Source organism: Ornithinimicrobium tianjinense, from assembly GCF_014636495.1.
GTDB classification, from domain to species: Bacteria; Actinomycetota; Actinomycetes; order Actinomycetales; family Dermatophilaceae; genus Ornithinicoccus; species Ornithinicoccus tianjinensis.
This window is the reverse complement of sequence record NZ_BMEM01000004.1, coordinates 260106-286621: the sequence shown is the minus strand read 5'-3', so window position 1 is coordinate 286621 and position 26516 is coordinate 260106. Positions and strand designations below refer to the sequence as shown.

At 72.0% G+C, this 26516-nt stretch carries 25 protein-coding genes and 3 tRNA genes; 13 read left to right on the top strand and 15 right to left on the bottom strand.

What is annotated here, in order from left to right; genetic code table 11:
• Positions 1 to 9: 9 nt before the first annotated feature.
• Positions 10 to 1743 (top strand): AMP-binding protein, encoded by a 1734-nt coding sequence (locus IEV65_RS12930; protein ID WP_188431418.1) that lies wholly within the window; start codon positions 10 to 12, stop codon positions 1741 to 1743.
• Between the two features lie 102 nt (positions 1744 to 1845).
• Here the strand turns inward: IEV65_RS12930 and IEV65_RS12925 are convergent.
• From IEV65_RS12925 to IEV65_RS12915, 3 genes are all read right to left on the bottom strand, one after another.
• Positions 1846 to 1919, bottom strand: a tRNA-Asp gene (locus IEV65_RS12925).
• A 21-nt stretch (positions 1920 to 1940) separates the two neighbouring features.
• Positions 1941 to 2013 (bottom strand) — tRNA-Glu (locus IEV65_RS12920).
• Positions 2014 to 2110: 97 nt separating this feature from the next.
• Positions 2111 to 3178, bottom strand: coding sequence for a PHP domain-containing protein (locus IEV65_RS12915; protein WP_188431416.1), 1068 nt, complete (start codon positions 3176 to 3178; stop codon positions 2111 to 2113).
• Between the two features lie 12 nt (positions 3179 to 3190).
• On the opposite strand from IEV65_RS12915, the gene IEV65_RS12910 reads away from it, so the two are divergent.
• Both IEV65_RS12910 and IEV65_RS12905 read left to right on the top strand, forming a co-directional pair.
• On the top strand, positions 3191 to 3619 hold the full coding sequence (locus IEV65_RS12910) for a GNAT family N-acetyltransferase (protein ID WP_188431414.1): 429 nt from the start codon (positions 3191 to 3193) through the stop codon (positions 3617 to 3619).
• A gap of 162 nt (positions 3620 to 3781) precedes the next feature.
• On the top strand, positions 3782 to 5380 hold the full coding sequence (locus IEV65_RS12905) for an HNH endonuclease signature motif containing protein (protein WP_188431412.1): 1599 nt from the start codon (positions 3782 to 3784) through the stop codon (positions 5378 to 5380).
• 26 nt (positions 5381 to 5406) lie between these two features.
• Here IEV65_RS12905 and IEV65_RS12900 read toward each other — a convergent pair whose 3' ends face one another.
• Positions 5407 to 6840: an NAD(P)/FAD-dependent oxidoreductase gene (locus tag IEV65_RS12900; RefSeq protein WP_188431410.1), complete on the bottom strand. Its 1434-nt coding sequence runs from the start codon at positions 6838 to 6840 to the stop codon at positions 5407 to 5409.
• Between the two features lie 206 nt (positions 6841 to 7046).
• On the opposite strand from IEV65_RS12900, the gene IEV65_RS12895 reads away from it, so the two are divergent.
• Together IEV65_RS12895 and pabB are read left to right on the top strand one after the other, a co-directional pair.
• Positions 7047 to 8033: a pirin family protein gene (locus IEV65_RS12895; RefSeq protein WP_188431408.1), complete on the top strand. Its 987-nt coding sequence runs from the start codon at positions 7047 to 7049 to the stop codon at positions 8031 to 8033.
• Between the two features lie 14 nt (positions 8034 to 8047).
• A complete protein-coding gene (gene pabB, locus IEV65_RS12890) occupies positions 8048 to 10243 on the top strand; it encodes an aminodeoxychorismate synthase component I (RefSeq protein ID WP_229735253.1) in 2196 nt (731 codons plus the stop codon).
• Positions 10244 to 10307: 64 nt separating this feature from the next.
• Here the strand turns inward: pabB and IEV65_RS12885 are convergent, their stop codons facing one another.
• Positions 10308 to 10559, bottom strand: coding sequence for a hypothetical protein (locus tag IEV65_RS12885; RefSeq protein ID WP_188431406.1), 252 nt, complete (start codon positions 10557 to 10559; stop codon positions 10308 to 10310).
• 141 nt (positions 10560 to 10700) lie between these two features.
• A complete protein-coding gene (locus IEV65_RS12880; RefSeq protein WP_188431404.1) occupies positions 10701 to 11243 on the bottom strand; it encodes a YceI family protein in 543 nt (180 codons plus the stop codon).
• 124 nt (positions 11244 to 11367) lie between these two features.
• Between IEV65_RS12880 and IEV65_RS12875 the strand changes: the two genes are divergently transcribed.
• Complete coding sequence (locus IEV65_RS12875; protein WP_229735252.1) at positions 11368 to 11829, top strand: MarR family winged helix-turn-helix transcriptional regulator; 462 nt, start codon at positions 11368 to 11370, stop codon at positions 11827 to 11829.
• A 21-nt stretch (positions 11830 to 11850) separates the two neighbouring features.
• Here the strand turns inward: IEV65_RS12875 and IEV65_RS12870 are convergent, their stop codons facing one another.
• The 3 genes from IEV65_RS12870 to IEV65_RS12860 form a co-directional block, all read right to left on the bottom strand.
• Complete coding sequence (locus IEV65_RS12870; protein WP_188431402.1) at positions 11851 to 13074, bottom strand: amidohydrolase family protein; 1224 nt, start codon at positions 13072 to 13074, stop codon at positions 11851 to 11853.
• A gap of 80 nt (positions 13075 to 13154) precedes the next feature.
• Positions 13155 to 13802, bottom strand: a complete 648-nt coding sequence (locus IEV65_RS12865; RefSeq protein ID WP_188431399.1) for a response regulator — start codon at positions 13800 to 13802, stop codon at positions 13155 to 13157.
• Positions 13799 to 14944: a sensor histidine kinase gene (locus tag IEV65_RS12860; RefSeq protein WP_229735251.1), complete on the bottom strand. Its 1146-nt coding sequence runs from the start codon at positions 14942 to 14944 to the stop codon at positions 13799 to 13801. The genes IEV65_RS12865 and IEV65_RS12860 overlap by 4 nt, the downstream gene beginning before the upstream one ends.
• 162 nt (positions 14945 to 15106) lie before the next feature.
• Between IEV65_RS12860 and IEV65_RS12855 the strand changes: the two genes are divergently transcribed.
• Positions 15107 to 15574 (top strand): DUF6326 family protein, encoded by a 468-nt coding sequence (locus IEV65_RS12855; protein ID WP_188431398.1) that lies wholly within the window; start codon positions 15107 to 15109, stop codon positions 15572 to 15574.
• Positions 15575 to 15760: 186 nt separating this feature from the next.
• On the opposite strand, the gene IEV65_RS12850 is transcribed toward IEV65_RS12855, so the two are convergent.
• Positions 15761 to 15833 (bottom strand) — tRNA-Lys (locus IEV65_RS12850).
• Between the two features lie 110 nt (positions 15834 to 15943).
• Positions 15944 to 17167 carry an endonuclease/exonuclease/phosphatase family protein gene (locus IEV65_RS12845; protein ID WP_188431396.1) on the bottom strand — a complete coding sequence of 408 codons (1224 nt, stop codon included), beginning with the start codon at positions 17165 to 17167 and terminating at the stop codon, positions 15944 to 15946.
• A gap of 87 nt (positions 17168 to 17254) precedes the next feature.
• On the opposite strand from IEV65_RS12845, the gene IEV65_RS12840 reads away from it, so the two are divergent.
• Together IEV65_RS12840 and IEV65_RS12835 are read left to right on the top strand one after the other, a co-directional pair.
• Positions 17255 to 18724: a purine-cytosine permease family protein gene (locus tag IEV65_RS12840; RefSeq protein WP_188431394.1), complete on the top strand. Its 1470-nt coding sequence runs from the start codon at positions 17255 to 17257 to the stop codon at positions 18722 to 18724.
• On the top strand, positions 18721 to 19251 hold the full coding sequence (locus tag IEV65_RS12835; protein WP_188431392.1) for a cysteine hydrolase family protein: 531 nt from the start codon (positions 18721 to 18723) through the stop codon (positions 19249 to 19251). Before IEV65_RS12840 ends, IEV65_RS12835 begins: the two co-directional genes overlap by 4 nt.
• A gap of 9 nt (positions 19252 to 19260) precedes the next feature.
• Here IEV65_RS12835 and IEV65_RS12830 read toward each other — a convergent pair whose 3' ends face one another.
• Positions 19261 to 19665, bottom strand: coding sequence for a pilus assembly protein CpaE (locus IEV65_RS12830; protein ID WP_188431390.1), 405 nt, complete (start codon positions 19663 to 19665; stop codon positions 19261 to 19263).
• Positions 19666 to 19741: 76 nt separating this feature from the next.
• Here IEV65_RS12830 and IEV65_RS12825 point away from each other — a divergent pair, with 76 nt between their 5' ends.
• Genes IEV65_RS12825 through IEV65_RS12815 form a run of 3 tightly spaced genes read left to right on the top strand, consistent with a single transcriptional unit; the run spans position 19742 to position 21602 of the window.
• Positions 19742 to 20959, top strand: coding sequence for an inorganic phosphate transporter (locus IEV65_RS12825; protein ID WP_188431388.1), 1218 nt, complete (start codon positions 19742 to 19744; stop codon positions 20957 to 20959).
• On the top strand, positions 20959 to 21261 hold the full coding sequence (locus IEV65_RS12820; protein WP_188431386.1) for a hypothetical protein: 303 nt from the start codon (positions 20959 to 20961) through the stop codon (positions 21259 to 21261). The genes IEV65_RS12825 and IEV65_RS12820 overlap by 1 nt, the downstream gene beginning before the upstream one ends.
• Complete coding sequence (locus IEV65_RS12815; RefSeq protein ID WP_188431384.1) at positions 21261 to 21602, top strand: DUF3349 domain-containing protein; 342 nt, start codon at positions 21261 to 21263, stop codon at positions 21600 to 21602. Before IEV65_RS12820 ends, IEV65_RS12815 begins: the two co-directional genes overlap by 1 nt.
• 76 nt (positions 21603 to 21678) lie before the next feature.
• Here the strand turns inward: IEV65_RS12815 and IEV65_RS12810 are convergent, their stop codons facing one another.
• Complete coding sequence (locus IEV65_RS12810; RefSeq protein ID WP_188431382.1) at positions 21679 to 22107, bottom strand: aromatic ring-opening dioxygenase LigA; 429 nt, start codon at positions 22105 to 22107, stop codon at positions 21679 to 21681.
• 101 nt (positions 22108 to 22208) lie between these two features.
• Here IEV65_RS12810 and IEV65_RS12805 point away from each other — a divergent pair, with 101 nt between their 5' ends.
• Positions 22209 to 24830 (top strand): DEAD/DEAH box helicase, encoded by a 2622-nt coding sequence (locus IEV65_RS12805; RefSeq protein WP_188431380.1) that lies wholly within the window; start codon positions 22209 to 22211, stop codon positions 24828 to 24830.
• 255 nt (positions 24831 to 25085) lie between these two features.
• On the opposite strand, the gene IEV65_RS12800 is transcribed toward IEV65_RS12805, so the two are convergent.
• Both IEV65_RS12800 and IEV65_RS15855 read right to left on the bottom strand, forming a co-directional pair.
• On the bottom strand, positions 25086 to 25859 hold the full coding sequence (locus tag IEV65_RS12800) for a methylenetetrahydrofolate reductase (protein ID WP_188431378.1): 774 nt from the start codon (positions 25857 to 25859) through the stop codon (positions 25086 to 25088).
• Between the two features lie 97 nt (positions 25860 to 25956).
• Positions 25957 to 26484 carry a formate/nitrite transporter family protein gene (locus IEV65_RS15855; protein WP_268235350.1) on the bottom strand — a complete coding sequence of 176 codons (528 nt, stop codon included), beginning with the start codon at positions 26482 to 26484 and terminating at the stop codon, positions 25957 to 25959.
• Positions 26485 to 26516: the final 32 nt, after the last annotated feature.

Genomic DNA, 26516 nt, shown 5'->3' with positions numbered 1-26516 from the left:
GCATGGGCCATGAGCATCGACGCCACCGCCGCCTACCGCGCCGCCCGCGACCAGCTGCTCGCACTCCGCGACGACCCCGACCGGGCCCGGGCCGAGTTCCGCTACCCGGACGTCGGGCCGCGCTGGAACTGGGCCGTCGACTGGTTCGACGCCGTCGCGCGCGGCAACGACCGGCCGGCGCTGATCGTGGCCGAGGAGGACGGCAGCCACCAGGAGCTGACCTTCGACGAGATCGCGGACCGCTCGGACCAGGTGGCGGCGTTCCTCGCCGGACAGGGGGTGCGCCGCGGCGACGCCGTCATCGTCATGCTCGGCAACCAGGTGGAGCTGTGGGACACGATGCTCGGCGTCATGAAGCTGGGCGCCGTCCTCATGCCCACCACCACGGCCGTCGGTCCTGCCGACCTGCGCGACCGGATCGCGCGCGGAGGTGCGCGGGCGGTCGTCGCCAACGCCGCGGACACGGGCAAGTTCGAGAAGGTGCCGGGCGACTACCTCAGGGTGAGCGTGGGAGAGGCGGACGGCTGGACCGACCTGCGCGCGGCATACCGGAGCCCGGCCGGGCCGGCGGAGCACCCGAGGACCGGCTCGGACGACCGGCTGCTCCTCTACTTCACCTCCGGCACCACGAGCCGCCCCAAGCTGGTCGAGCACACGCAGGCGTCGTACCCGGTCGGGCACCTGTCGACGATGGCGTGGCTCGGCGTGCGACCTGGGGACGTGCACCTCAACATCTCCAGCCCGGGCTGGGCCAAGCACGCGTGGTCCTGCTTCTTCGCCCCGTGGATCGCCGAGGCGACGGTCATGGTCTACAACTACGCGCGCTTCGACGCGGCGGCCCTGCTGAAAGTGCTGCGCGAGCACCGGGTGACCACCTTCTGCGCGCCGCCGACGGTGTGGCGGATGCTCATCAACGCCGACCTCTCGGGCGGGCCGGGTGCGCTGCGCGAGGTCATCGGCGCCGGCGAGCCGCTCAACCCCGAGGTCATCGCTCAGGTGCAGCGGCAGTGGGGCCTGACCCTGCGCGACGGCTACGGCCAGACGGAGACCACCGCCCAGGTCGGCAACATGCCCGGCGAGCCCGTCAAGCCAGGCTCGATGGGCAGGCCGCTGCCCGGGATGCCCTCGGTGCTCGTCAGCATCGAGGACGGCACGGTGGTCGAGGGGCCGGGAGAGGGGGAGCTGTGCCTGGACCTCTCCGCGGCACCGGTGGCGCTGATGACCGGCTACCAGGGTGACGACGAGCGCAACGCCGAGGCGATGGCCGGCGGTTTCTACCACACCGGCGATGTCGCGGAGCGGGACGCGAAGGGAATGATCACCTACGTCGGGCGCACCGACGACGTCTTCAAGGCCAGCGACTACAAGATCAGCCCCTTCGAGCTGGAGTCGGTCCTCATCGAGCACCCCGCCGTGGCCGAGGCTGCGGTCGTCCCCGCGCCGGACGAGGTCCGGCTGGCGGTCCCCAAGGCGTATGTCGCGCTCGCGCCGGGGCACGAGCCCACCCGGGAGACGGCCTTCTCGATCCTCAGGCACGCGCGCGAGCACCTGGCGCCCTGGCAGCGCGTGCGGCGCATCGAGTTCTACGAGCTGCCCAAGACGATCTCCGGCAAGATCCGGCGGGTCGAGCTGCGGGCGCGCGAGGAGGAGCTGGCGACCGAGGCCTCCCTGCCGGGGACGACCGGCGTCGTGGGCCTGGAGCAGGAGTACCGCGACAGCGACTTCCCCGAGCTGCGGGGCTGAGGTCACCGTGGCGGAGCGCTCATGAGGGGACGGGCGTCATGGACCCAGCGAGAAACCCCTGACGCTGCTGATCTGCAGCGTCAGGGGCTGTACCTCTATCTGCGACCCCGACGGGACTCGAACCCGCGACCTCCGCCGTGACAGGGCGGCGCGCTAACCAACTGCGCTACGGGGCCTCGTTCAGGACGAGACCTGTGCATCCCCAACGGGATTCGAACCCGTGTTACCGCCGTGAAAGGGCGGGGTCCTAGGCCACTAGACGATGGGGACCGACCTGGTCGGAACCCTTGCGCCTGGCGGCTTTTGGGATCCGCTGAGGACAGTGAGAGAGCATACGTGAACTTCGGCGACATCACCAAAACGGGGGTCACGGACCCGGCGCGGCCCAGTCCAGCAGCTGCTCCAGGGGCCAGGTGTTGATGATCCGGTCCATCGGCACGCCATACCTCTGGGCGCGCTCGCAGCCGTAGTCCAGGAAGTCCAGCTGGCCCGGCGCGTGCGCGTCCGTCGACAGCGCGAAGTGGCACCCGAGGTCGACGGCCAGCGTGAGCAGCTCGCCCGGCGGGTCCTGCCGTTCAGGCCGGGAGTTGATCTCCACGGCGGTGCGCGACTCCGCGCAGGCCTCGAAGACCGCGCGGGCGTCGAACCGGCTCTGGGGTCGCACCCGCCCGCCGGACCGGGCGCCGCGGTCGCCGGCGCGCGGCATCACCCGGCGACCGGTGCAGTGACCCAGCACGGTGGTCAGGGGGTCGCGCACGGCCGCGAGCATCCGGCGGGTCATCGCCTTGGGCTCCATCTGCAGCTTGGAGTGCACCGAGGCGACCCGGACGTCGAGCGCGGCCAGCAGCTCCGGCTCCTGGTCCAGGGTCCCGTCGTCGAGGATGTCGACCTCGATGGCCCGCAGCAGGGTGAAGCCGGGCGCGGTGGCGCGGTTGACCGCGTCGACGACGGTCAGCTGGCGCCGCAGACGCTCCGCCGAGAGACCGTTGGCGACGCGGAGGTTGCGCGAGTGGTCGGTGAGGGCCATGTAGTCGTGTCCCAGCTCCATCGCCGAGGCCACCATCTCCTCGATGGGCGAGCCGCCGTCGGACCAGTCGGAGTGGGTGTGCAGGTCGCCGCGCAGGGCGGCACGCACATGCTCGCCGCCCTCGACCAGCGGGCCGGATGCGGTGGCCTCGAGCTCGGCCAGCTTGGCGGGGACGCGGCCTGCGGCGGCGTCCTCGATGACGGCGGCCGTCGAGGGGCCGATGCCGGCGAGCTCCTGCAGGGTGCCGGCAGCTACCCTCCGGCGCACCTCCTCCTCGCCCAGCGGCAGGATGACCCGCGCGGCGTTGCGGTAGGCCTCCACCCTTCGGGTGCTCTCGCGGGCCCGCTCCAGCAGGAAGGCGATGCGCCGCAGCGCGTCGACGGGCTCGAGGGCGACCGGCTCGCTCATAGGCTTCAGGGTATGCCGCCCGTCCGCTCCGCCCGACTCGTCGAGATGGACCCCCTCACGCTCTACCGCCTGCTGCGCCTGCGCGTCGACGTCTTCGTGGTGGAGCAGGCCTGCGCCTACCCCGAGCTCGACGGCGTCGACGCGGAGCCGGGCACCGAGCATCTCTGGGTGGAGGTCGACGGCACCCCGGTCGCCACCCTCCGGACCTACGAGGAGGGCGGCGTGGCGCACCTCGGCCGCGTCGCGACGCGCGCCGACCACCGCGGGCACGGGTATGCCGCCCTGCTCGTCGAGGAAGCCCTGCGCCGGTTCGGGGATCGTCCGGTCGTCATCGGTGCGCAGACCTACCTGGAGGGCTGGTACGGCCGGTTCGGCTTCGTCCGGGACGGGGAGGACTACCTGGAGGACGGCATACCGCACCTGCGGATGCGGCGGCCCTGAGGGGGACCGAATCCCCTCAGGTGTTCCGCGGAACACCACTGCATCGCTGGTCAGAGGCCTGCGGCCCGGTCCGTGGGGGTGATGGTGGGCAGGTCTGTCGGTGGTCGCTCCTAGCGTGCAGGGCAGGTGCTCGGGAGGGGCCCGGCGCCGGAGGGAGGGGTCGTGCACGAGGCTGTGGAGAGCGAGTCGGCAGACGCGCCGGGCGGCGGTGGCAACGAGGTCGGCGGTGGCGAGGGGCGGGTCAGGCCCTCGCCGCAGGAGATGGAGGCGATGGGGGACGAGATCGCGCGGCTCGCTGGTCAGATCGCCGCAGCCACAGCGCGATTCCTGAGGCTGCTGGGGGAGTTCGAGGCGGTGGGCGGGTGGGGCGGGCCGGGGATCCGCTCGGTCGCGCACTGGCTCTCCTGGCGGGCGGGGATGAGTCTTCGCGCGGCCAGGGAGCATGTCCGGATGGCCAGGGCGCTGCGCGAGCTGCCGCAGACGGCCGCCGCGTTCGGGGCAGGTGAGCTGTCGTTCTCCAAGGTGCGGGCGATCACCCGGGTGGCGACCCCGGAGACCGAGGCAGACCTGGTCGCCCTGGCGAAGAACGCTCCGGCCGCGCACGTCGAGCGGTTGGTGACGGGGCTGCGGAAGGTGAAGCGCGCGAAGCCGCGACCCGGCGCCACCGGTGACGGTGGTGGCGGCCCGGACCCTGGTGGAGACCCGGACCCTGGTGGTTGTGGTGGCCCGGACCCTGGTGGGGCAGCACCCGAGCCGGACCCCGCAGAGCCGCCGCCGCAGAGCCTGCAGTGGCGCTGGGACGAGGAGAACGACCAGCTCGTGGTGTGGGGCAGGTTCGGGCCTGCGGACGGTCGGGTGCTCCTGGCTGCGCTCACCCGCGCGGAGGTGGAGCGCGTCAGGACCCTGGAGCACGAGCCCGAGGACGACGACCGGCGCGGTGAGGACGACGACCGGCGCGGCAAGGACGACGACCGTCGGTCCGAGGCCGTCGACCGCACCGCTCCGGCCCCGCTCCAGGCCGGTCCGGCCCTGCTGGCGCTGGCGCAGATCGGCCTCACGGTGCAGGCGGCGCCGGAGCACGCCCCGGCGGCAGAGGTGATCTACCTGCACCAGAGGGTGGCGGGGCAGGAGATGGTCAGCGCGGACGACGGCCCGGTCCTGGACGAGGGCACCGGTCGAGAGGTGATGTGCGGGGCGAGGTCGCGGTGCGTCGAGCGCGGGGCCTCCGGGGCGGTGCTCAGCTACGGGCGCGGGCGTCGGCTGTTCTCGGGTGCGCAGCTACGGGCCCTGCACCTGCGGGACCGGTGCTGCCAGACGCCGGGGTGCCAGCGGACGAGGTTCTTGCACGCCCACCACGTGATGTTCTGGTCGGAGGGCGGCGGGACTGATCTCGACAACGCCGTGCTGCTCTGCAGCGCGTGCCACCGTTCCGTGCACCTGGGGCGGCTGAGGATCCTGGCGCTGGGAGGTCAGCGGTTCAGGTTCGTCGAGGGACGGACCGGCGCGGTGCTGGAGGAGGCGCCGGCCCTGTTCGGTCAGGCGGACCAGATCCTCGCGGACCGCACCATCACGGCACGGACCGTGACCGGGGGTTGGGCGGGGGAGCCGCTCGACCTCAGCCTCGCGACCTCACAGCTGATCGAGCTGTGGCGGACGCGAGCATCCCGGCCCGCCGCTCCGTGGGAGCCACCCCGGCCGTGGGACGACCAGGGCGAGGGCCAGGTGGGCGGGGACGGACGTGAGGAGGACCTCGCAGCGTAGGACCTCGCAGCCTAGGAGCTCGCAGCCTAGGAGTCGGTCGCCGGAGCTGACGGTGCCGCACCGGGCGGCTTGCGGAGCGAGGTGCGGAGGAAGTCCTCGCCGAGGTACTCCAGGGCGAGGCGGGCGAGCACCTGCTGCTCGGTGACGGTGCGCTCGGACCGGTCGCGGCCCACGAAGCTCACCGCCCAGTGCATCAGCGTCTGCACCTGGCTCTTGAAGCCGATGATGTAGAAGAGGTGTACCGCCAGCCACGCGACCCAGGCGGGGTAGCCGGTGAGCTCGAGTCGTCCGCGCTTCATCACGGCGCGGAAGCGGGAGATCGTGGCCATCGAGCCCTTGTCGAAGTAGCTGAACGGCTGACCGGTCTCCTCGCCGCGCAGCCGGCGCAGGATCTGGCCCGCCGCGTGCTTGCCGCCCTGGATGGCGCCCTGGGCGACTCCGGGGACACCTTCGACGGCCGCGAGGTCGCCGATGGCGAAGACCTCGGGGTGGCCGGGGAGGGTGAGGTCGGGATTGACCTTGATCCGGCCGGCGCGGTCGAGCTCGGCACCGGACTGCTCGGCAAGCTGTCGGGTCAGCGGGTTCGCCTGCACGCCGGCGGCCCAGACCTTGGTCGTGGCCTCGATCCGCTCCTGGCTGCCGTCCCGGGACTCGACGGTCAGGCCCTCAGCGTCGACGTCGACGACCTTGGTGCCCAGGCGCACCTCGATCCCGAGGCGGGTGAGATCCCGGGCGGTCCGTCCGGCCAGGGTCGAGCCGAAGCTCGCGAGGACCTCGTCGGCCGCGTCGAGCAGGATGATGCGCGCCGACGAGGGGTCGATGTGACGGAACTCCTTGGCGAGCGTCCGCTTGCTGAGCTCGGCCAGCTGCCCGGCCATCTCCACACCGGTGGGCCCGGCGCCGACGACCACGAAGGTGAGCAGCCGCTCGACGAGGTCGTGGCGTCCCGAGGCGGCCGCGACCTCGGCCATCTCGAAGGCGCCGTAGATGCGGCCGCGCAGCTCCAGCGCGTCGTCGATGGTCTTCATGCCGGGGGCGAACTCGGCGAAGTGGTCGTTGCCGAACCACGACTGGTCGGCGCCCGCGGCGACGATGAGGCTGTCGTAGGAGTAGGTCGTCTGCTGACCGATGGCGCTGGCGGTCACGGTGCGGGCCTCCAGGTCGACCGTCGTGACCTCCCCGAGCAGCACGCTGGCGTTGCGCTGCTCGGCGAGGACGTCGCGGGTCGTGGGAGCGATGACGCCCTCGGAGAGGATCCCGGTCGCGACCTGGTAGAGCAGCGGCTGGAACAGGTGGTGGCTGGTGCGGGCCAGCATGGTGACCTCGACCCCGGGCGCGTCCAGCGCCTTCGTCGAGAAGAGTCCGCCGAAGCCGGAGCCGATGACGACGACGCGGTGGGGCGCCGACGACGGCGTGGGCTGGCTGGTGCGGGCGGCTGACGTGGCGGGCTGCGCGCTCATGTATGGGGTAGCGCCCGGGCGCGCGGCGACGTTCCTGTACGACAAGGAGACGTTGGTCACCGCAGGCCGACCAACGACCAGGACCAGCGAACAGTGGGCAGCGAACAGTGGGCAGCGGCAAGCGGGCAGCGGCAAGCGGGAGCAGCAGCGGGGCGATGCGCGCGGGTTGCGCGGCACGGCATACCGAAGGGGGTCAGACTAGGGACATGAGCGACCTCGACATCACGCCTGACGAGCGCGTCTGCGGCCAGGACGCCACGCACCCCGGCAGCTCGGTCATCGAGCCCCGGGAGGTGCCGCTCGGTGGCCCGCGCGCGATGACGGTGCGTCGCACGCTGCCGGCGCGTGGTCGCTCGATGATCGGCGCGTGGTGCTTCCTCGACCACTACGGTCCCGACGACGTCGCCCAGACGGGCGGGATGGTCGTGCCGCCGCACCCGCACACCGCCCTGCAGACCGTGAGCTGGCTGTTCAGCGGCGAGATCGAGCACCGGGACAGCACGGGAGCGCACGCGATGGTCGTGCCCGGTGAGCTCAACCTCATGACGGCCGGGCACGGCGTGTGCCACAGCGAGGTCTCGACAGCCCGGACGACCGTCCTCCACGGGGTCCAGCTGTGGACGGCGCTGCCCGCCGACGCGGTGGACGTGGCGCCTCGCTTCGAGCACTTCGTGCCGGAGCCGGTCGAGCGCGACGGTGCCCGGGTCAGCGTCTTCCTCGGGTCGCTCCGCCTCGACGACGGCACCGAGGTCAGCTCCCCGGTCGTCACCCACACGCCCCTGCTGGGCGCCGAGATCAGGCTCGAGCCCGGTGCCAGCCTGGAGATCGGGCTGGACCGCGGCTTCGAGCACGGCGTGCTCCTCGACCGGGGCGCGCTCAGCGTCAACGGCGGGTGCACCCTGGCCCGCAGCCACCTGCTCCACGAGGCGCCCGGCCCCGCGTCGATGCTGCTCACCGCGGGGGAGGCCGGGGCGGACGTGATCCTGCTGGGCGGCCCGCCCTTCGGCGAGCAGATCGTGATGTGGTGGAACTTCGTCGGCCGCTCCCACGAGGACATCGCCTCGGCCCGTGAGCAGTGGCAGGCGGAGCTCGGGCACGACCCCGAGGGGCGCTTCGGCGCCGTCGACCACCCCGGCGGGGAGTCGCTCCCGGCGCCCGCGATGCCGGGCCTGCGGCTCAAGCCCCGCGCCTGACGGGCCCGGCGCTGGTGGTCCTGCCCGCCGCGACCCCGCGGCCCGTCCTGCTCATCGACAACGTCGACAGCTTCACCTACAACGTCGCCGACCTGCTGCACCGCGTCCTGGGCCGCGCGCCGGTCGTGTGGCGGCACGACCACCCGGCCACGGCCGAGGACCTCACCGCCTTCGCCGCGATCGTCGTGGGGCCCGGCCCGGGCCGCCCCCAGGTCGCCTCCGACATGGGCCTCTCGGACCTGGCGCTGCGCCAGACGCAGGTGCCGGTGCTCGGCGTCTGCCTCGGCCACCAGGGTCAGGCGCACGTCGCGGGGGAGCAGGTCGTGCAGATGACGGTGCCGCGGCACGGGATCGTCAGCCCGGTCGAGCACGACGGGACCGGCGTCTTCGAGGGGGTGCCGAGCCCGCTGCAGGTCGTGCGCTACCACTCCCTGGAGGCCGCCGCGCCCTTCGTCTCGGGGCTGCGCGTCACCGCGCGCGCGACCGACGACGGCAGCGTGATGGGCCTCGCGGACCCCGACGCCCCGCGCTGGGGCGTGCAGTTCCACCCCGAGTCGGTGCTCTCGGAGCACGGCGAACGGATCGTGGCCAACTTCTTCCGGCTCGCCGGCGTCGACGTCGAGGCCCGCCCTGAGGACTCCGGCCCCGTGGCGGTCGGGGACGCCCTCGCGCCCCACGCCCACTCGCCCGCCGGCCGACCGCTCTCGCTGCGGGTGTGCCGTCTCCACGCGCCGGGGGAGGTCGACCGCCACGTCGACGCCTGGGCGCTGCACGAGCGGCTCGTCGGCGGGTCGCCCTCGTCGGTCTGGCTGGACGCCTCGGACGGGTCCGGCTGGTCGCTCCTCGTGGACGGGGCCGGCCCCCTGTCCCGGGAGATCGTCCACCGGGTCGGCGGAGCCGCGCCCCTGCTCGACCGGCTGGACGAAGTGCTCGACGGCTGGAGCGTCGTCGCGGGGCCGGTCGGCGCGGACGGCGAGGAGGTCGGCGAGGTGCCGTTCACCTGGCGTCCCGGCGTCGTCGGCTGGTTCGGCTACGAGCTCAAGGCCGAGACCGGCGGGTCCGCGGCCCACCGCTCGCCCTGGCCGGACGCCTGGCTGCTGCTCGTCGACCGCGGGGTGGTCGTCGACCACCGGACCGGCGACGTGTGGGCGGTGTGGCTCGAGGACGACGACGTCGTCGCCGCGCAGCGAGAGTGGGTCACGCAGGCGGGACGCGCCGTGCGGTCGGCAGCCTCGCCCACCCCGCCCCTCGTGGCCCCTCCCTCCCGGCCCGCTGCGGTGCCGCCACCGGTCGCCGTGCCGAGGGACACGGAGACGGCATACCTGGAGAAGGTCCGGGCGGCCCAGGACGAGATCGCTCGCGGCGAGTCCTACGAGATCTGCCTGACGACCACGTGGGCGACGCAGGGCGCGGCCCTGGACGAGGCGGCGCTCTACCGCGCGATGCGCGAGGTCAGCCCGGTACCGCACGGGTGCTGGATCCGCACGCCTGAGGTCAGCGTGCTGGGCTGCTCGCCGGAGCGGTTCGTGTCGGTCGACGGCGCCGGCGTGGTCGAGGCGCGACCGATCAAGGGGACCCGACCACGGGGCGCCACCCCGGCGGAGGACGCCGCGCTCGCCGCGGATCTCGTTGCGGCGCAGAAGGACCGGGCCGAGAACCTGATGATCGTCGACCTGCTCCGCAACGACCTGCACCGGATCTGCCGGGCCGGGAGCGTGCACGTGCCGGAGATCTTCGCGGTGGAGACCTACGCCACCGTCCACCAGCTCGTCTCGACCGTCCGCGGCCGCCTCGCCGACGGGATGGGGCCCACCGACGTGCTGCGGGCGTGCTTCCCGGGCGGCTCGATGACCGGGGCGCCGAAGGTCCGGACCATGGAGATCCTCGACCGTCTCGAGGGCGCTCCGCGCGGCATCTACTCGGGGGCGATCGGCTGGATCGGCGTCGACGGGTCCATGGACACCTCGATCGTCATCCGCACCGCGACCTGGCAGGCGGACCGGGGGCGCCGGCCTGGCGGGGACGTGACCTTCGGGGTGGGCGGTGCCGTCACCGCGCTCTCGGACCCCGCGGAGGAGTATGCCGAGACGCTCACCAAGGCGCGCTCGATCCTGCGCGCCATCGACGTCGCGACAGGGGTTGCGACGGGGGTGGCGACGGGGGTCGAGGCGGGCGTCGAGCCGGGAGCGGGCCCGTCGGGGGGTCGCTAGTCAGGCTGGTCGAGGCCGATGACGAGGATCTCGACCGGGGCGCGGCGCCCTTCGCCCGCGAGGGTCACGAGCGCGCCCCCGGGTGAGGTCCGCACCTGGGTCGCGACGACGTGCTGCCGGCGACCAGGGCCCGCATCACGCTGGTGAGGGCGGCCCGGTCCGACGAGCGCGCGAGCAGCACCGTCCCGTCGGCCCAGCGGACGCGGGCCACGCCGCCGAGAGGCCCCCGCTCGACACCGCGCACGGGGACGCTGCGGGTGACCAGGGGCGAGACCACCCGCGCGAGACGGTCCTCGAGCCCCGAGCTCCACGGCATACCTCCAGTCTGTCCGGCAGGAGGGGGCGGCGCCACAGTCCCGCCGCCGGACACAGGGCGACGCCCCGCGCTCACGAGGAGCGCGGGGCGTCGCGGGCCCGGGAGCAGGGGGGACGGTCCTCCCGGGCGGTCGGTGGGAGCTCAGGCGGACTTGATCGCCGAGACCTCGAACTCCAGGTTGATCTTCTCGGAGACGAGCACGCCACCGGTCTCCAGCGCGGCGTTCCAGGTCAGGCCGAAGTCCTTGCGGTTGACCGTGGTGGAGCCCTCGAAGCCGATGCGGGTGTTGCCGAACGGGTCCTGGGCGGCGCCGGCGTACTCGAAGTCGACGGTCACCGGCTTGGTGACGTCCTTGATGGTCAGGTCGCCGGTGACGCGGAGGGTGTCGGCGTCCACAGCCTTGACGTCGGTCGAGCGGAAGGTGATGGTCGGGTAGGTCTCCGCGTCGAAGAAGTCGCCGGAGCGCAGGTGCGCGTCGCGGTCGGCCTGGCGGGTGGTCACGCTGGCGACCTGGAGGGTCACGTCGATCGCGGCGTCCTGGAGGTTCGGGCCGGTGGTGGCGGTGCCGGAGACCTCGTCGAAGGAGCCACGGACGCGGGTGACCATCGCGTGACGGGCCGAGAAGCCGATGCGCGAGTGGGCCGGGTCGATGGTGTAGGTGCCGTTGAGCTCGTTGAGCGACATGCGGGGGTCCTTTGCTGGTGACGTGAGTCTGGTTGAGACATCTGGTTGAGACATGTGGTTGTTGAACCGTCATCTAACGTACGCCGATCTGAATGACGTGTCAAGTAAGTGATAGACTGGGCCCATGACCGACTCCGACATCCCGTGGCTGGACGAGCAGGAGATGCATCTCTGGCGGCGCTGGCTGCGCGTGGAGACCGAGCTCCCGGCGGCCCTGGGGCGAGCCCTCGGTCAGACGAGCGACCTGTCGATGCAGGACTTCGAGACCCTGGTGCGGCTGTCCGAGTCGCCCGAGCACCGGCTGCGCATCTCCGCCCTGGCGGAGCAGATGCACTGGGAGCGCTCGCGCCTGTCCCACCACCTGCGGCGGATGTCAGCCCGCGGCCTGGTTGACAAGCAGGACTGCAAGGAGGACGGTCGCGGCTCGTTCGTCGCGCTGACCGAGGCCGGTATGGCGGCGCTCGAGCAGGCGGCCCCCGACCACGTCCGCGCGGTGCGGGCGCTGTTCCTGGACGGGGCCACCGAGGACGAGAAGGTGGTCCTCGGCCGGGTCCTGGACCGCGTGCTCGAGCGCGTCGCCGACTGAGGCCGGCTCCGGGGAGGACGGCTAGCGCGTCAGCTCCCCGTCCTGGGCCACGACCCGGCCGGCGTGCAGCACGGTGCGGCCGGGCAGGCAGTCGCCGAACGTGCGGTCGAGGACCAGCGCCGTGGGCGTCTCCCCGGGCAGCAGCACCAGGTCGGCGCGGTCGCCCACCCGCAGCTGCGGCGCCTCGCCCTCGCGGACCCGGTCGAGGGCCGGGTCGAGGACCGAGCGCCCGCCCGCGGTCGCCACGGCCAGCGCGGTCTCGACCTGCGCGTCGGCGCGGAAGCCCTGGGTGAACGCCAGCTGCCAGGTGCGGAAGAGCATGTCCGCGTTGCCGTTGGGGGACCAGTAGTCGCGCTGCCCGTCCTCGCCCAGGCCCACGCGCACGCCCGCCTCGAGCAGCTCGCGCAACGGCAGCGGCGAGGTCGCGGGCGCGACGGTGGCCATCGACACGTCGAGCTCGGCCAGCTCGGCGATCATCTCCCGGCGCGCCGGCTCCTCCAGCTGGGCGAGGAAGAAGCCGTGGGAGATGGTGACCCTGCCCTGCATCGACAGTGCGCGGGTGCGGTCGAGGATGAGCCGCGCGCTGAAGGCGCCCATGGCGGCCGGCTCGTGGAGGTGGATGTCGACCGTGGCGCCGTGCTTCTCGGCCAGCTCGAAGACGGTGTCCAGGTGGCGGGCCGGGTCGCCGTCCAGCGAGCACGGGTCGATGCCGCCGACGGTGGCGGCGCCGGTGCTCAGCGCCTCGTCCAGCAGCGGGACCACGCCCGGCTCACGGAACAGGCCGGCCTGCGGGAAGGCGATGATCTCCACCTCGGCCCGGCCGGCGAAGGCCTCCTTCGCCGACAGCACGGCCTCGAAGCGCTCGAGCCGGCAGTCGGCGTCGATCTGGGCGTAGCTGCGCACGACCGTCGTGCCGCGGGCGACCATCATCCCCAGCGTGTGCGTCGTGCGCTGCGCGATCGGCCACTCGGGCTCGCGCCAGTGCTGGCGGTCGTTCATCATCATGGTCCACACGCCCGGTCCGCCGGTGTGCGGGCGGAACGGCAGGCCGAGCAGCGTCGAGTCCAGGTGACAGTGGACGTCGGCGAAGGTGGGGAAGGCCAGCCGGCCCTCCCCGGCCAGCTGCTCCCCGGCGCCAGGGTCGGCCGTCGCGCCCCCGGCGGGCGCGATCCGGGTGATCACGCCCTCGGACACGTGCACGTCGACGGGGTCGGCGCCGAACGGCCGGACGTCGGTGATGATCATGGACACAGCTCCTCCTCGGGGTCGGCACTGGCCAGGGTATGGCGTGCCGTCGCCGCCCCCGTGGTCGGCTCGGCCCGCGGTCAGGTCCTGCCGGTCTCGTGGGCCCACATGGCGAGCTCGACCCGGTTGCGCGCGCCGAGCTTGCGCATCAGGCTGCCCAGGTGCGTCTTGACCGTGCTCGCGCTGATGTGCAGCTCGGCCGCGATCTCGCCGTTGGTCCGGCCTCGCGCGACGGTGAGGAGCACCTGCTCCTCACGGGAGGTGAGCGGCTCGACCGGCTGTGCCGGTGCTCCGCCGTGTGAGCGGGCGAAGGCGGAGAGGAGGCGGACCGTCACGCTGGGGGCGATGAGGGCATCACCCTCGGCCGCTGCGTGGATCGCCTGCGTGAGCAGGGCGGGGCCGGCGTCCTTGAGCAGGAACCCCCGGGCGCCCGCCTTCAGGGCCCCGTGGACGTACTCGTCGAGGTCGAAGGTGGTGATGACGACCACCGGCAGCGGGTCGGCGACGTCCGGCCCGGCCAGGACGCGGGCGGCCTCGATGCCGTCCATCAGCGGCATCCGGATGTCGAAGAGGCAGACGTCGGGGCGTAGCTCACGGGCGAGGGCGACGGCCTGCCGCCCGTCCCTGGCGGCGCCGACGACCTCGATGTCGGGCTGCGCGTCCAGCAGCATCGTCAGACCGGTGCGGACGATGTCCTGGTCGTCGGCGACCAGCACGCGGATGCTCATCGCGTGCCTCCGTCCTGGGGCAGCACGGCCTCGACGAGCCAGCCACCGTCCGGGCCCGGTCCGGCCCGGAACGTGCCGCCGAGGAGCGTGGCGCGCTCCCGCATACCGACCAGACCGAAGCCTTCCGCGTGGCCGGCGGCGGGGCCGGGGACACCGTCGTCGACCACGGTCAGCCGGACCCGTTCCGCCTCACCGACGACGCGCACGGTGACACGGGTCGCGTGGCGGGCGTGCCGCCGGGCGTTCGTGACGGACTCCTGAGCCAGGCGGTAGAGCGCCGCGTCGACCGCAGGGGTGAGGCCGTCCAGCTGGCCCGACAGCCCGACGTCGACCTCTGGCCCGCCTGAGGACCGGCCCGCCAGCTGCGGGAGGTCGGCCACGCCGGCCTGCGGGGAGAGGCAGGCGTCGTCCGCCGCTCGCAGGACGCCGACCATGCTGCGCAGCTCCGTGAGCGTGCGGGAGGCGGCCTCCTCGATGACCGCCAGCACCTCGGTGGCACGCTCGGGCGAGGTCGTGGCGACGGCACGTCCGGCCTGCGCCTGGATGACGATGCCGGAGACGTGGTGGGCGACCGTGTCGTGGAGCTCGCGCGCCAGGCGGACCCGTTCCTCCGCCTTCACGGTGTCCAGCCTTCGCTCCTGGGCGCCGTGCCGGGAACGGACGGCCAGGCCCAGGGCACAGGCGGCGATCAGGACGGCGATCCCGCCCACCGCCTCGGTCAGCCCGCCCCAGCCGACGTAGAGCGACAGGGCGGCCGGGACGAGGATGACCGCCGTACCCACCAGCGCCTCCCGCCCGGAGCCCCATCGGTACAGGGAGTAGGGGAGCACCATGAACCAGAGCATCGAGGCGATGTCGAGCGCCGGAGCGCCGGCCGCGATCAGGGCGACGTCCACGACCGCCAGCACGCCGAAGACCGCCGCTACCACCGCCAGCGGGTGGGTTCGACGCCAGGGCAGGAGCAGCGCCAGACCCACCGTCAGCACCACGGAGAAGGCGGGGAACGGCATGTCGGGGCGCGCGACGCTCTCCAGCACCACGCAGACCGCCACGACCGTCACCAGGGCCCAGTCACGCCATACCCGGACGGGTGGCGCCGACGGCCGGGGTTCGTCCAGCACGGCCCGCAGCGGAGTGGTCACCGCCTCAGCGTAGAGAGGCGCGGCCCGGTGCGGATCAGCCGAAAGCACGAGACGGGACCGGCTCTTCGGCCGGGTCGACTCCGACCTGCGGGCCGATGTGCCGACCGCCGGTGCTCGACGAGGGTGGAGCCACCCATCCGCACCACGACGACGGAGCCACCGATGACAACCCCACCCACCACCACGCTCGAGGACCTGCGCATGCCGGTGCAGGCCCAGCTCGCCGCGGCCTGGACGAGCTTCATGTTCCTCTACGTCTACGTCGACATCCTGGGCTTCTACAAGCCCGGCGTCATCGACGACATCCTGGCCGGCATCGTCTGGGAGTTCGACATCACCCCGACGTGGGCGATGACCGCCCTGGCCCTGCTGGCCGTCCCGATCCTGATGATCCTGCTGTCGACGGCGCTGCCCGCGAAGGTCAACCGCATCCTGAATCTCGTCGTGGCCTCGCTCCAGGTGCCTTTCGCGGCGTTCAACGCCGCAGGGGAGGCAGGGGAGCCGTGGTTCCTCTACTACCTGCTCGGTGTGGCGCTGGAGCTCATCGTCCTCGCCTTCATCCTGCGCTCGGCCTGGGCCTGGCCCCGCGGGCTGGAGATCGTGGGCCGGTCAGCCGAGCTGCACAGGTAGCAGGCCTTGAGGGGTGTCGGCGGCGGGCTCGCTCACGCAGGAGGCGACGGGAGGCCGCTGAGCGAGCACCTCAAGAGGGAAGCGGTTCCTCGCGCCGGTCATGACCGTCTCTCAGAGCCGCTTCCCTCGTGAAGTGGTGGGCCCCGTGCGCGAGGCTGCGCAGCCTCTCACGAGCGTGAAACACGGTGGGCCCCGTGGGACTCGAACCCACAACCTACGGATTAAAAGTCCGCAGCTCTGCCCATTGAGCTAGAGGCCCGTCCTCGGACCAGGCCGGGACCCCGCAAGGCTACCTGCCCGGAGGGCACGCTCCGGGCAGGTAGCCCGACCTTGACGAGCAGCCGCGGTGACGAGCAGCCGCGGTGACGATCAGCCGTGGTGCGGCAGGGTGAGGTCCGCCCAGACAAGCCGGTGGTCGCTCGTCGGGAAGGGGTAGGTGCCCACCAGGCGGAACAGCGGGTCGTCCGAGGTCGGCCAGAAGACGCCTGCGTCCCGGATCCGCAGCGAGGTGCTCGGCAGGACGTAGTCGACGCGCAGGTTGCCCGGGGCGCCGTCGGCGAAGTCGGCGGTGTCGAACGCCGGGTCACCCTCGTGGGCCAGGTTGGCGCCACCCTGCAGGGCCGCCTGCTCCACCGCGCCCGCGCTCGCCGGGGTCACCGAGGTGTTGACCCGCGGGTGGTCGAGCAGCTGGTGGATCGCGCCGTCGAGCGAGTCACCGTCGACGGGGTCGGCGTTGTAGTCGCCGACGACGACGAAGCGCTCGCCCGGCTTGAGGCCACCCGTGCCGCCCTGGTCGTCGTAGATGTAGGCGCCGTCCTTCGGCGAGCCGACGTAGTCCGCCCAGAAGCGGATCTCGTCGTGGTTGCGCCGACCGTTGCGGTCCTCCGCCCCGTCGAAGGTGGGCGGGGTGGGGTGCGCGGCGAGCACGTGGACGACCTTGCCGCCCACATCGACCGGCACGTCCCAGTGCGACTTGCTCGACAGCGGGAACTGCGCCAGCTCGTCCTCGGAGTACCACCCCTCGGGGATCGCGTTGCCCGGCATGTCGGCCCAGCGGAAGTGCTGGAAGGTGCGGACCGCGTCGGCGTCGATGGGGTAGCGGGAGTAGACGACCATGCCGTACTGCCCCGGGAAGAAGCCGAAGCCCCAGCCGTCGTCCGGCCCGCCGACCCGACCGTCGTTGTTGAGGTCGAAGCCGCTCGGCACGCCCGTGTTCACCGGGGCGAAGTAGACGTAGGGGTAGTCGATGCCCTCGGCGCCGCGCTGGCCGACCGCCAGGTAGCTGTCGCGGAAGAGCAGCTCGTTGCCCTCGGCGTAGTCGAACTCGTTGATCAGCACGACGTCGGGACGGGCGCGCTGGATCGACTCGGCGACGTTCTGCGCCTGGACGTTGTCACCCGTGCTGAGGTCGCGGGCCAGGTCACCGGCGTTGAAACGGTTCAGCGAGGCGTTGAAGGTGGCGACCCGCAGGTCGTGGTCGGGCCGCGCCGGATCGGCCGGGGCCGCCTGGGCCGGCAGGCCGGTGCCGAGGGCGCCCAGCCCGAGCGCGACGAGGGACAGGGCGGCAGCTGCGCGGGAGGTGCGTGACGTCATACCGCAAGAACTTAGGCAGGTATGGCGAGCAGCGCACCCGGACGCGGTGAATGTCGGGTGAACGCTGCGTGTGGAAGAGTTCCACCTATGAGCGAGAGCACCGCGACGTCGCGGCTGAGCCAGTCCGAGCGGACGCTGGTGGAGACCACCGGCATCGAGGTGATCGACGAGGCCCAGCGCACCGCCAGACCTGCCGACCTGTTCTGGCCGTGGTTCGCAGCCAACGTGTCTGTCTTCGGCATCAGCTACAGCAGCTTCGTCTACGGCTTCGGGGTCAGCTTCCTCCAGGCGCTGCTCGTCACGGTGGTCGGCGTGGGGCTGTCCTTCTTCTTCTGCGGGGTCATCGCGATCGCCGGCAAGCGTGGCTCGGCGCCGACGATGGTGCTGTCCCGGGCGGCCTTCGGCGTCAACGGGCAGAAGGTCCCCGGCGTCTTCTCCTGGCTGATCTCGATGGGCTGGGAGACCTTCCTGGCGATCATGGCCGTGCTCGCCACCGCCACCGTCTTCGACCAGCTCGGCTGGGCCAGCGGCACCGCGACCAAGATCATCGCCACCGCCGTCGTCGCCGCGCTGATCGTGCTGGCCTCGGTCGCGGGCTACCACACGATCATGCGCCTGCAGTCGGTCCTGACCTGGGTGACCGGCGCGGCGACCGTCGCCTACATCGTCATGACCCTGGACCGCATCGACCTGGGCGCCGTCACCGGCCGCGAGGGCGCCTCGCTCGAGGGTGTGATCGGCGCCCTGGTCATGCTGATGACGGGCTTCGGGCTGGGCTGGATCAACATCGCCGCCGACTGGTCGCGCTACCAGCGCCGCGACGCCTCGGGCAGCGCCATCGTCTTCTGGAACACCTTCGGCGGCGCGCTCGCGCCGGTCCTGCTCATCATCTACGGCCTGCTGCTCATCGGCTCCGACCCCGCCCTGGAGGAGGGCATCGTCAACGACCCGATCGGCACCCTCGCCACCATCCTGCCGATCTGGTTCCTCGTGCCGTTCCTGCTCGCCGCCGTCCTGGCGCTGGTGAGCGGCGCCGTCCTGGGCATCTACTCCTCGGGCCTGACGCTGCTGTCCCTCGGGCTGAAGGTCCCGCGCCCGACCGCGGCGTTCATCGACGGCACCATCCTCACGCTCGGCACGATCTGGGTGGTCTTCTTCGCGCAGAGCTTCCTGGCGCCGTTCCAGAGCTTCCTCATCACCCTCGGCGTCCCGATCGCGGCGTGGGCCGGCATCCTCATGGCCGACGTGGTGCTGCGCCGCCGTGACTACGACGAGCGGGCGCTCTTCGACCCGGCCGGTCGCTACGGCAGCTGGAACTGGACCTCGATCGCCCTCATGGCCGTCGCCTCCGTGATCGGGTGGGGCCTGGTCATCAACCTCTTCGCCGACGCCGCGCCGTGGAACAACTGGCAGGGCTACCTGCTCGGCCCGATCGGCGGCAAGGAGGGCACCTGGGCCTGGGCCAACCTCGGCGTGCTCGTGTCCCTCGCGATCGGTTTCCTCGGCTGGCTGCTGCTCGGGCGCCCGGTCGTGCGGAGGCAGGAGGAGGGGGTATGACGTCCGCGCCGTGGTTGGTCATCGTCGACGCCCAGCGCGTCTTCGCCGACCCGTCCTCGCCCTGGTGCGCGCCGCGCTTCCCCGAGATCGTCGCTCCGCTGCGCGAGCTCGTGGAGGAGCACCGTGAGGACGAGCGGATCGTCCAGACCCGCTGGATCCCCCCGCACGTCAAGCACGGGTCCTGGGTGCCTTACTTCCTGCAGTACAGCTGGGCGGACAAGGAGCCGCACGACCCGCTCTTCGACCTCGTCGACGAGATCGAGGAGCTCCAGCTGCCGCACACCGTCTCCGAGCCGACCTTCGGCAAGTGGGGCGAGCAGCTGCGCGGCATCGTCGGGTATGACGCGCACCTGGTCCTCACCGGCGTGGCCACCGACTGCTGCGTGCTGTCGACGGCGCTCGCGGCCGCCGACGCGGGCTGCACGGTCGAGGTGGTCGCGGCGGCGTGCGCCGGCAGCAGCGACGAGGCGCACGGGCGGGCGCTGGAGGCCATGAAGCTCTACGCCCCGCAGATCACGGTGCGCTGACCCTGTCCTTCACCGGCGGTGCCTCAGCACCGCGAGCAGCGCCAGCCCGTAGGCCGTGTCGGCGTCCGGGTGGGTGAAGGTCTGCGGGGCGCCGCCGAGGAGCGCGACCACGGCATACTCCGAGTCCTGCAGACCGAGGCCGACGAAGTCGTGGCCCAGCACGGAGCGGAGCTGGTCCTCGCGGGGCAGCCACAGCGTCTCCTCGAGGGCGACCGAGTCCAGCGCCCACTCGGTGACGCCGTTGAAGCCGATGACCGACCCGCCGACGAAGTCGTGGACCTCGACCGTCATGTCGGCCAGGTAGAAGACGTCGGCGTCGACGCCCGGGCGGTCGACCACGAACCGGTCGCCGGGCATCGGCGACCAGATGAGCCCCGCGTCGAGCAGGCGCCTGGCCAGGTCGGTCGACAGCACCGGTTCAGTATGCCGCGCCCGCCCGTCTGACGTCGGGGTGAACGCGCGGTGAACTGAGCGTGCACAATAGTGCGTCGTGAGTGCTGAACTCCTGGTCCTGCTGCTGGTGGTCGTCACGGCCCTGGCCTTCGACTTCACCAACGGCTTCCACGACACGGCCAACGCGATGGCCACGTCCATCGCCACCAAGGCGCTGAAGCCCAAGACCGCGGTGGCGCTGTCGGCCGTGCTCAACCTCGTGGGCGCCTTCCTCTCGATCGAGGTTGCGCTCACGGTGACCAACGCGGTCATCAAGATCCAGAACCCGGACGGCAGCCCGAAGGCCGAGCTCCTCGGCGACGGCGGGATGTCGTTGCTGCTGGTCCTGCTGGCCGGGCTGGTCGGCGCCATCGTGTGGAACGTGCTGACCTGGCTGTTCGGGCTGCCCTCGTCGTCCTCGCACGCGCTGTTCGGCGGGATGATCGGCGCGACCGTCGCCGCCCTGGGCTGGGGCGGGGTGAAGTGGATCGGTGACGGCAGCAAGCTCGACGGCGTCGTCGGCAAGGTCATCCTCCCGGCGCTGATGTCTCCGGCGATCGCGCTCGTGGTCGCCGCCGTGGGGACCTGGCTGGTGTTCAGGGTCACCGAGGGGGTCACCAAGAAGTACCGCGAGGCGGGCTTCCGGTGGGGACAGATCGGTTCGGCCTCCCTCGTCTCGCTCGCCCACGGCACCAACGACGCGCAGAAGACCATGGGCATCATCACCCTGGCGCTGATCGCCACCGGGCACTGGAGCGACACGGGCAACGTGCCCTTCTGGGTCAAGGTGTCGTGCGCCCTGGCGATCGCGCTGGGCACCTACCTGGGCGGCTGGCGGATCATCCGCACGCTGGGGCAGGGCCTGGTCAAGATCTCCGCCCCCCAGGGCATGGCGGCCGAGTCGGCGTCGGCCACCGTCATCCTGGTGGCCAGCCACCTCGGCTTCGCGATCTCGACCACGCACGTCGCCACCGGGTCGATCCTCGGGTCCGGCGTCGGGAGGCCGGGGGCGGAGGTGCGCTGGAGCGTGGCCGCGCGCATGGTCACCGCCTGGCTCATCACGCTCCCGATGGCCGGGGCCGTCGGGGCGCTCACCTGGTTCGCCGGCCACCTGCTCGGCGGGGGCGTGGCGGCGGCGGCGCTCATGGTGATCGTGCTCCTGACCGCGGCGGGGCTGATGTGGCGGCACTCGCTGCGGGCACCCGTGGACCACACCAACGTCAACGACGAGTGGCCTGACGACGCGCGTCGACCGGCCCGGGATGAGGAGCGCTGATGGGCAACCTCATCGTGCTGTGGCTGCAGGGGGCCGGTCAGCTGCTCCTCGTCGGGCTGCTGGTCGGGGCCGGCCTGCCGCTGGTCTTCGCCCTGGGCATCCGCGCCCTGGCCTGGGCGGAGGGCGGGGCCGCCGAGAAGTCGCGCGCCGAACCCCGTCCCGTGGGGCGACTGCTGGCCTGGCTGTGCTTCGGGGTCGTCGTCCTCGGCGTGCTGCTCGGGCTGGCGATCATCGTCGCCTCCGGCTTCGGGCTGGAGCTGGTCTTCCGGGGCGGTGTCCCGGTGTTCGTGAAGGAGGACTGATGGACCACACCCAGGGGATCCTGCAGCGGGTGGTCGGCTGGTTGCGGGCCGGCTATCCGGAGGGCGTGCCGGCCGGCGACTACGTGGCCCTGCTCGGCGTGCTGCGCCGCAAGCTGACGGAGGAGGACATCGAGGCGATCGTGGCCGAGCTCGGGGCCGACCGTCCCGAGCCGATCTCGCGCGAGGAGATCCGCGAGCTGATCCGCGCCCACGCGCTGCAGGAACCGAGCAAGAAGGACGTCGCGCGCGTCTCCGCCCGGCTCGAGGCCGTCGGGTGGGAGCTGGGGGACGGCGAGGGCGACGGCGACGGCCAGACCGACGGGCCGGCGGCCGGAGCCTGACCAGCAGACCCAGCGCATGACAGCGCCCCCGCGGCCGGAGTCCGGCGGCGGGGGCGCTGTGGTGCGTGGTGCGTCGTCAGACGGTCACCGGGACCGCGGCCGGGTCGTCGGCGCGGGCCCGCAGGCCGATCCCGCCGAGGATCATCCCGGCGCCGACCCCCATGGCCATCGCAGCGACGCCGAAGGCCACCACGGAGGTGAACAGCGAGGCGCGGAGGAAGGAGGCGGACATCGCGGTCTGGCGCAGCGGGTCCTCCCGGTCGAGCTCGGCGTAGGTCTTGCCACCGGTCGCGTCGAGGGCGTGCTTGTCGATGATCTGCGCCTGCGCGTAGGCGGAGAAGGGGCCGTCGACCTCGTCGCCGGCCAGGAAGGCGGCGTCGTCGGCCACGGTGACGTTGGCCCGGCTCAGCTCCTGGCTGACCATCACGTAGGTGGCGCCACCGGCGATCACGAAGATGATGCCGAGGATGGTGAGGATGGTCCCCATGGTGCGGCTGGTGCGCATGTCCCTGCTGCCTTTCTCAAGGTGGTTGATGAATCAATACTACAACGCGTAGTTGAATTCTTGCAAAGTGCGTCCTCCAGCATGCAGGACAATGGCTCTCGATGGCTGACGCGACACTGACCGACCTCGCCCCTGCGGGGGCGGCCGCCGACGACCCCGACGCCCTCTACGAGGTCTTCGCGACCTGGGCCGAGGGCCAGGGCAGGCCCCTCTACCCGCACCAGGAGGAGGCCTTCCTCCACCTGCTCGAGGGGAGCAACGTCGTCCTCGCCACGCCGACCGGCAGCGGCAAGTCGCAGGTCGCCACGGCGGCACTCTTCGCGGCGCTCGCGGGGGACCGGGTCTCGTTCTACACCGCGCCGGTGAAGGCTCTGGTGAGCGAGAAGTTCTTCGACCTCTGCCGCACCTTCGGCGCCGAGAACGTCGGCATGCTCACCGGCGACGCCGCGGTCAACGCCGATGCCCCCATCGTCGTCTGCACCGCCGAGATCCTTGCCAACATCGCCCTGCGCGAGGGCGCGGGCGCCGACATCGGCATGGTGGTCATGGACGAGTTCCACTACTACGCCGAGCCCGACCGGGGCTGGGCGTGGCAGGTGCCGCTGCTCACCCTGCCGCAGGCTCAGTTCCTCCTCATGTCCGCCACCCTCGGGGACGTCACCGGGATCGCGGAGGACCTCTCGACGCGCACGCGCCGGGAGACGGCCTTCGTGACCGGGGCCGAGCGCCCGGTCCCGTTGCACTACGCCGACGAGCTGGCGATGACGCACGTCCCGGACACCGTGGCGGACCTCCTCCTCGCGCGCCGTTCCCCGGTGTATGTCGTGCACTTCACCCAGAAGGAGGCGTTGGAACGGGCCCAGGCGCTGCTGTCCACGCCGCTGCTCAGCGCGGAGGAGAAGGAGGCGGTGCGCGAGAAGATCGGCGCGTTCCGCTTCACCGCCGGCTTCGGCCGGACGCTGTCCAAGCTGGTGCGCCACGGCGTCGGCGTCCACCACGCCGGCATGCTGCCCCGCTACCGCAGGCTCGTCGAGCAGCTCGCCCAGGACGGCCTGCTCAAGGTCATCTGCGGCACGGACACGCTGGGCGTCGGCATCAACGTCCCGATCCGCACCGTGCTGTTCACGGGCCTGGCCAAGTTCGACGGCTCCAAGCAGCGGATCCTGCGCGCCCGCGAGTTCCACCAGATCGCCGGCCGCGCCGGCCGTGCGGGCTACGACACCGAGGGGTATGTCGTGGTCCAGGCCCCGGAGCACGCGATCGAGAACGCCAGGGCGGTGGCCAAGGCCGGCGACGACCCCAAGAAGCTGCGGAAGATCCAGAAGAAGAAGCCGCCGGAGGGTTTCGTCTCGTGGACCGAGGAGACCTACCAGCGGCTGGTCGCGGCCCCGCCCGAGCCGCTCGTCTCGCGGATGCGGGTGGATCACTCGATCATCCTCAACACCGTGGCCCGCGCCGGCGACCCGGTCGCCAACCTGGCCCGCCTGCTGCGGGACAACCACGAGGAGCCGCGCGCCCAGGTCCGGCTGCAGCGCAAGGCGATCGCCCTGGGGCGGTCGATGCTCGACAGCGGGATCCTCGTGCGGCTCGACCCGGAGCAGGCCCGTGAGCGGGGGCGCACCATCGACCTCGCGCCCGGGGTGGCGGAGAACTTCGCCCTCAACCAGCCTCTCGCCCCCTTCGCCCTGGCGGCGGTGGACCTGTTCGACCGGGAGGACCCGGCCTACCCGCTCGACGTCGTCTCCGTGGTCGAGGCGGTGCTGGACGACCCGATGCCGGTGCTGCTCGCCCAGCGCTACCGGGCTAAGGGCGAGGCGGTCGCGCAGATGAAGGCCGACGGCCTCGACTACGACGAGCGGATGGCCCAGCTCGAGGACGTCACCTGGCCCCGACCGCACGCCGAGCTGCTCGAGGGGACGCTCGCGATCTACCGCCAGACCCACCCGTGGGTCCGCGAGGACGCGCTCTCCCCGAAGTCGGTCGTCCGTGACATGTGGGAGCGGGCGATGAGCTTCACCGAGCTCGTCGGCTACTACCAGCTCGCCCGGTCCGAGGGGGTCCTGCTGCGCTACCTCACCGACTGCTACCGGACGATGCGGCACACCCTGCCGACCAGCGCGACCACCGAGGGGCTCGAGGACGTCGTCCACTGGCTGGGCGAGACGATCCGGCAGACCGACTCCTCGCTGCTGGAGGAGTGGGAGGCGCTGACCGACCCCGACCTCGTCGCCGCTGCCGCCGCGCGCGAGGCCGAAGGGCTGGCCGCGGTGCCAACCCGTCCGATCACCAGCAACGAGCGCGCCTTCCGGGTCATGGTGCGCAACGCCGCCTGGCGTCGGGTCGAGCTCGTCGCCGACGACGCCTGGGAGGCCCTGGGCGAGCTCGAGGCCCAGGTCGCGACCCTGCCCGAGCCGGCGGTCGATCCGCTCATGACCCGGGACGACTGGGACGACGCGCTGGAGGCCTACTACGACGACCACGGCAGCGTCGCGCTCGACGCCGACGCGCGGGGCCCCCGGCGGCTGCTCGTGGAGCCGCTCCCGGGGGAGCGCTCTGCGATCACCGACGGCCGCCCGGGGCGCGTGTGGCGGGTGGTCCAGACCGTCTCCGACCCGGACGGGCACAACGACTGGGTCATCGAGGCCGAGTGCGACCTCGACGCCTCCGACCTCGTCGGCGAGCCCGTCCTGCTCGCCACAGCCATGCGCCGCCTCGGGGGCTGAGGCTCAGGGCCACCCTGCACCCACGTGACATTGCTTCCCCACTGGAAGCAATCTGTCGCCTGCTTCCGCAGGGGGAGCAATGTGTCATCTGCTTCCGGAGGGGGAGCAATGTGTCATCTGCTTCCGGAGGGGGAGCAAGTGGTTCTTTGCTTCCGGATGGGAAGCAGGCGGTTCTTTGCTTCCGGTGGGGAAGCATGCTCACGTCCTCGCAAGGGGAGGGGTTCGGCGGCGGATCCGGAGCGCCGCGGCCGCCCTTCAGACGATGCCGTCCAGGTAGTCCATGACGGAGGTCCGCACGGGCATGAGGTAGACGTGGTGGCCGTGCTCGCCGGCGGCGTCGATGGCCTGGCGGGCGAACGAGCGCTGCCACTCCAGGGTCAGCTCGAAGTCGCGGGGGAAGGCCACGAGGTTGCGCCGCCTCCAGTAGCCCAGCGAGGCCTTGGACGTCACGGTCGTCGCGCCCCACCAGACCGGTACGTCCTCGGGCAGGATGCTCGCCCAGGTCCGCAGGAAGTGGATGTCGAAGAAGGGCTGGGTGAAGACACCGTCCGCGCCGGCCGACAGCTTGCGCTCCAGGTAGCGCATCTCCTTGGCGATGCCGTCCCGGTAGGGGTCGAGCGCGCAGTAGACCTTCAGGTGCGGCAGTTCGGCCTTGAACCGACGGATGACGTCCACCGCGTCCACCGGGTAGGTGTGATGGGTGAAGTAGTCGGCGATGTCGCCCGAGACGATGAGCACCTCCTCGACACCTGCCGCCTCGAGGGCCTCGGCCATCGGCAGCGGAGCGTCCGGGTCCACGTCGGCGGCACGGATGTGGGGGATGGTTGGGTATGCCGTGCCGTCCCGCCTGACCTTCGCCTCGCGGACCACTCCCGCGGCCTGCCAGCTGCGCAGCTCGAACTTCAGCAGGTCGGGGACGTTGATGTGGCTGACCGAGGGGAGCCGGCTGGCGACCTCGTCGAGCTCGCTGGCCAGCGACTCGGCGCTGCGGGGGACGAGCTCGACGGAGATGCTGGGCTGGTGGCTCACCTGGTCAAGTGTGCCAATCTTCGGCGCAGGTCACGAAATCAGTGAGAAGCCCGAGGATCGTGTGGCATTCAAGGGGAAGCGCGGCGGATGGTTCGGGTCACGCGGTCGATGCTGCCGTGGCCGCCTTGCGGCTGGGCAGGAAGTGGAAGATCGTCCAGTAGAGCACGCCGATCATCACGCCGCCGACGATGTTGCCGAGGGTCACGGGCGGCAGGTTGTCGAGGTAGAAGGAGCTCCAGGTCAGATCGCTGTACGCGGCCGGGTCGAGGCCGGAGGTGCTCCAGTACTCCTCACCCGCGGTGTTCTTGATGAGGATGGCCAGCGGGATCATGAACATGTTGGCCACCGAGTGCTCGAAGCCGCTGGCGACGAACAGCGCGATCGGCATGGTCACGGCCAACACCTTGTCGGTGGTCGTCCGCCCGGAGTAGGCCGCCCACACGGCCAGGCAGACCATGAGGTTGCACAGGATGCCCAGCACGAACGCCTGCAGGAACCCGTGGTGCACCTTGTGCAGGGCGGTGTTGAGCACCACCGCGCCCCAGGTGCCCTGCGCGCTCTCCCACGTCCCGCCCAGGTAGACCAGCACCACGATCGTCAGGGCCCCGAGAAAAGTTCGCGGCATACACGACCACCCAGTTGACGAGCAGCTGCCCC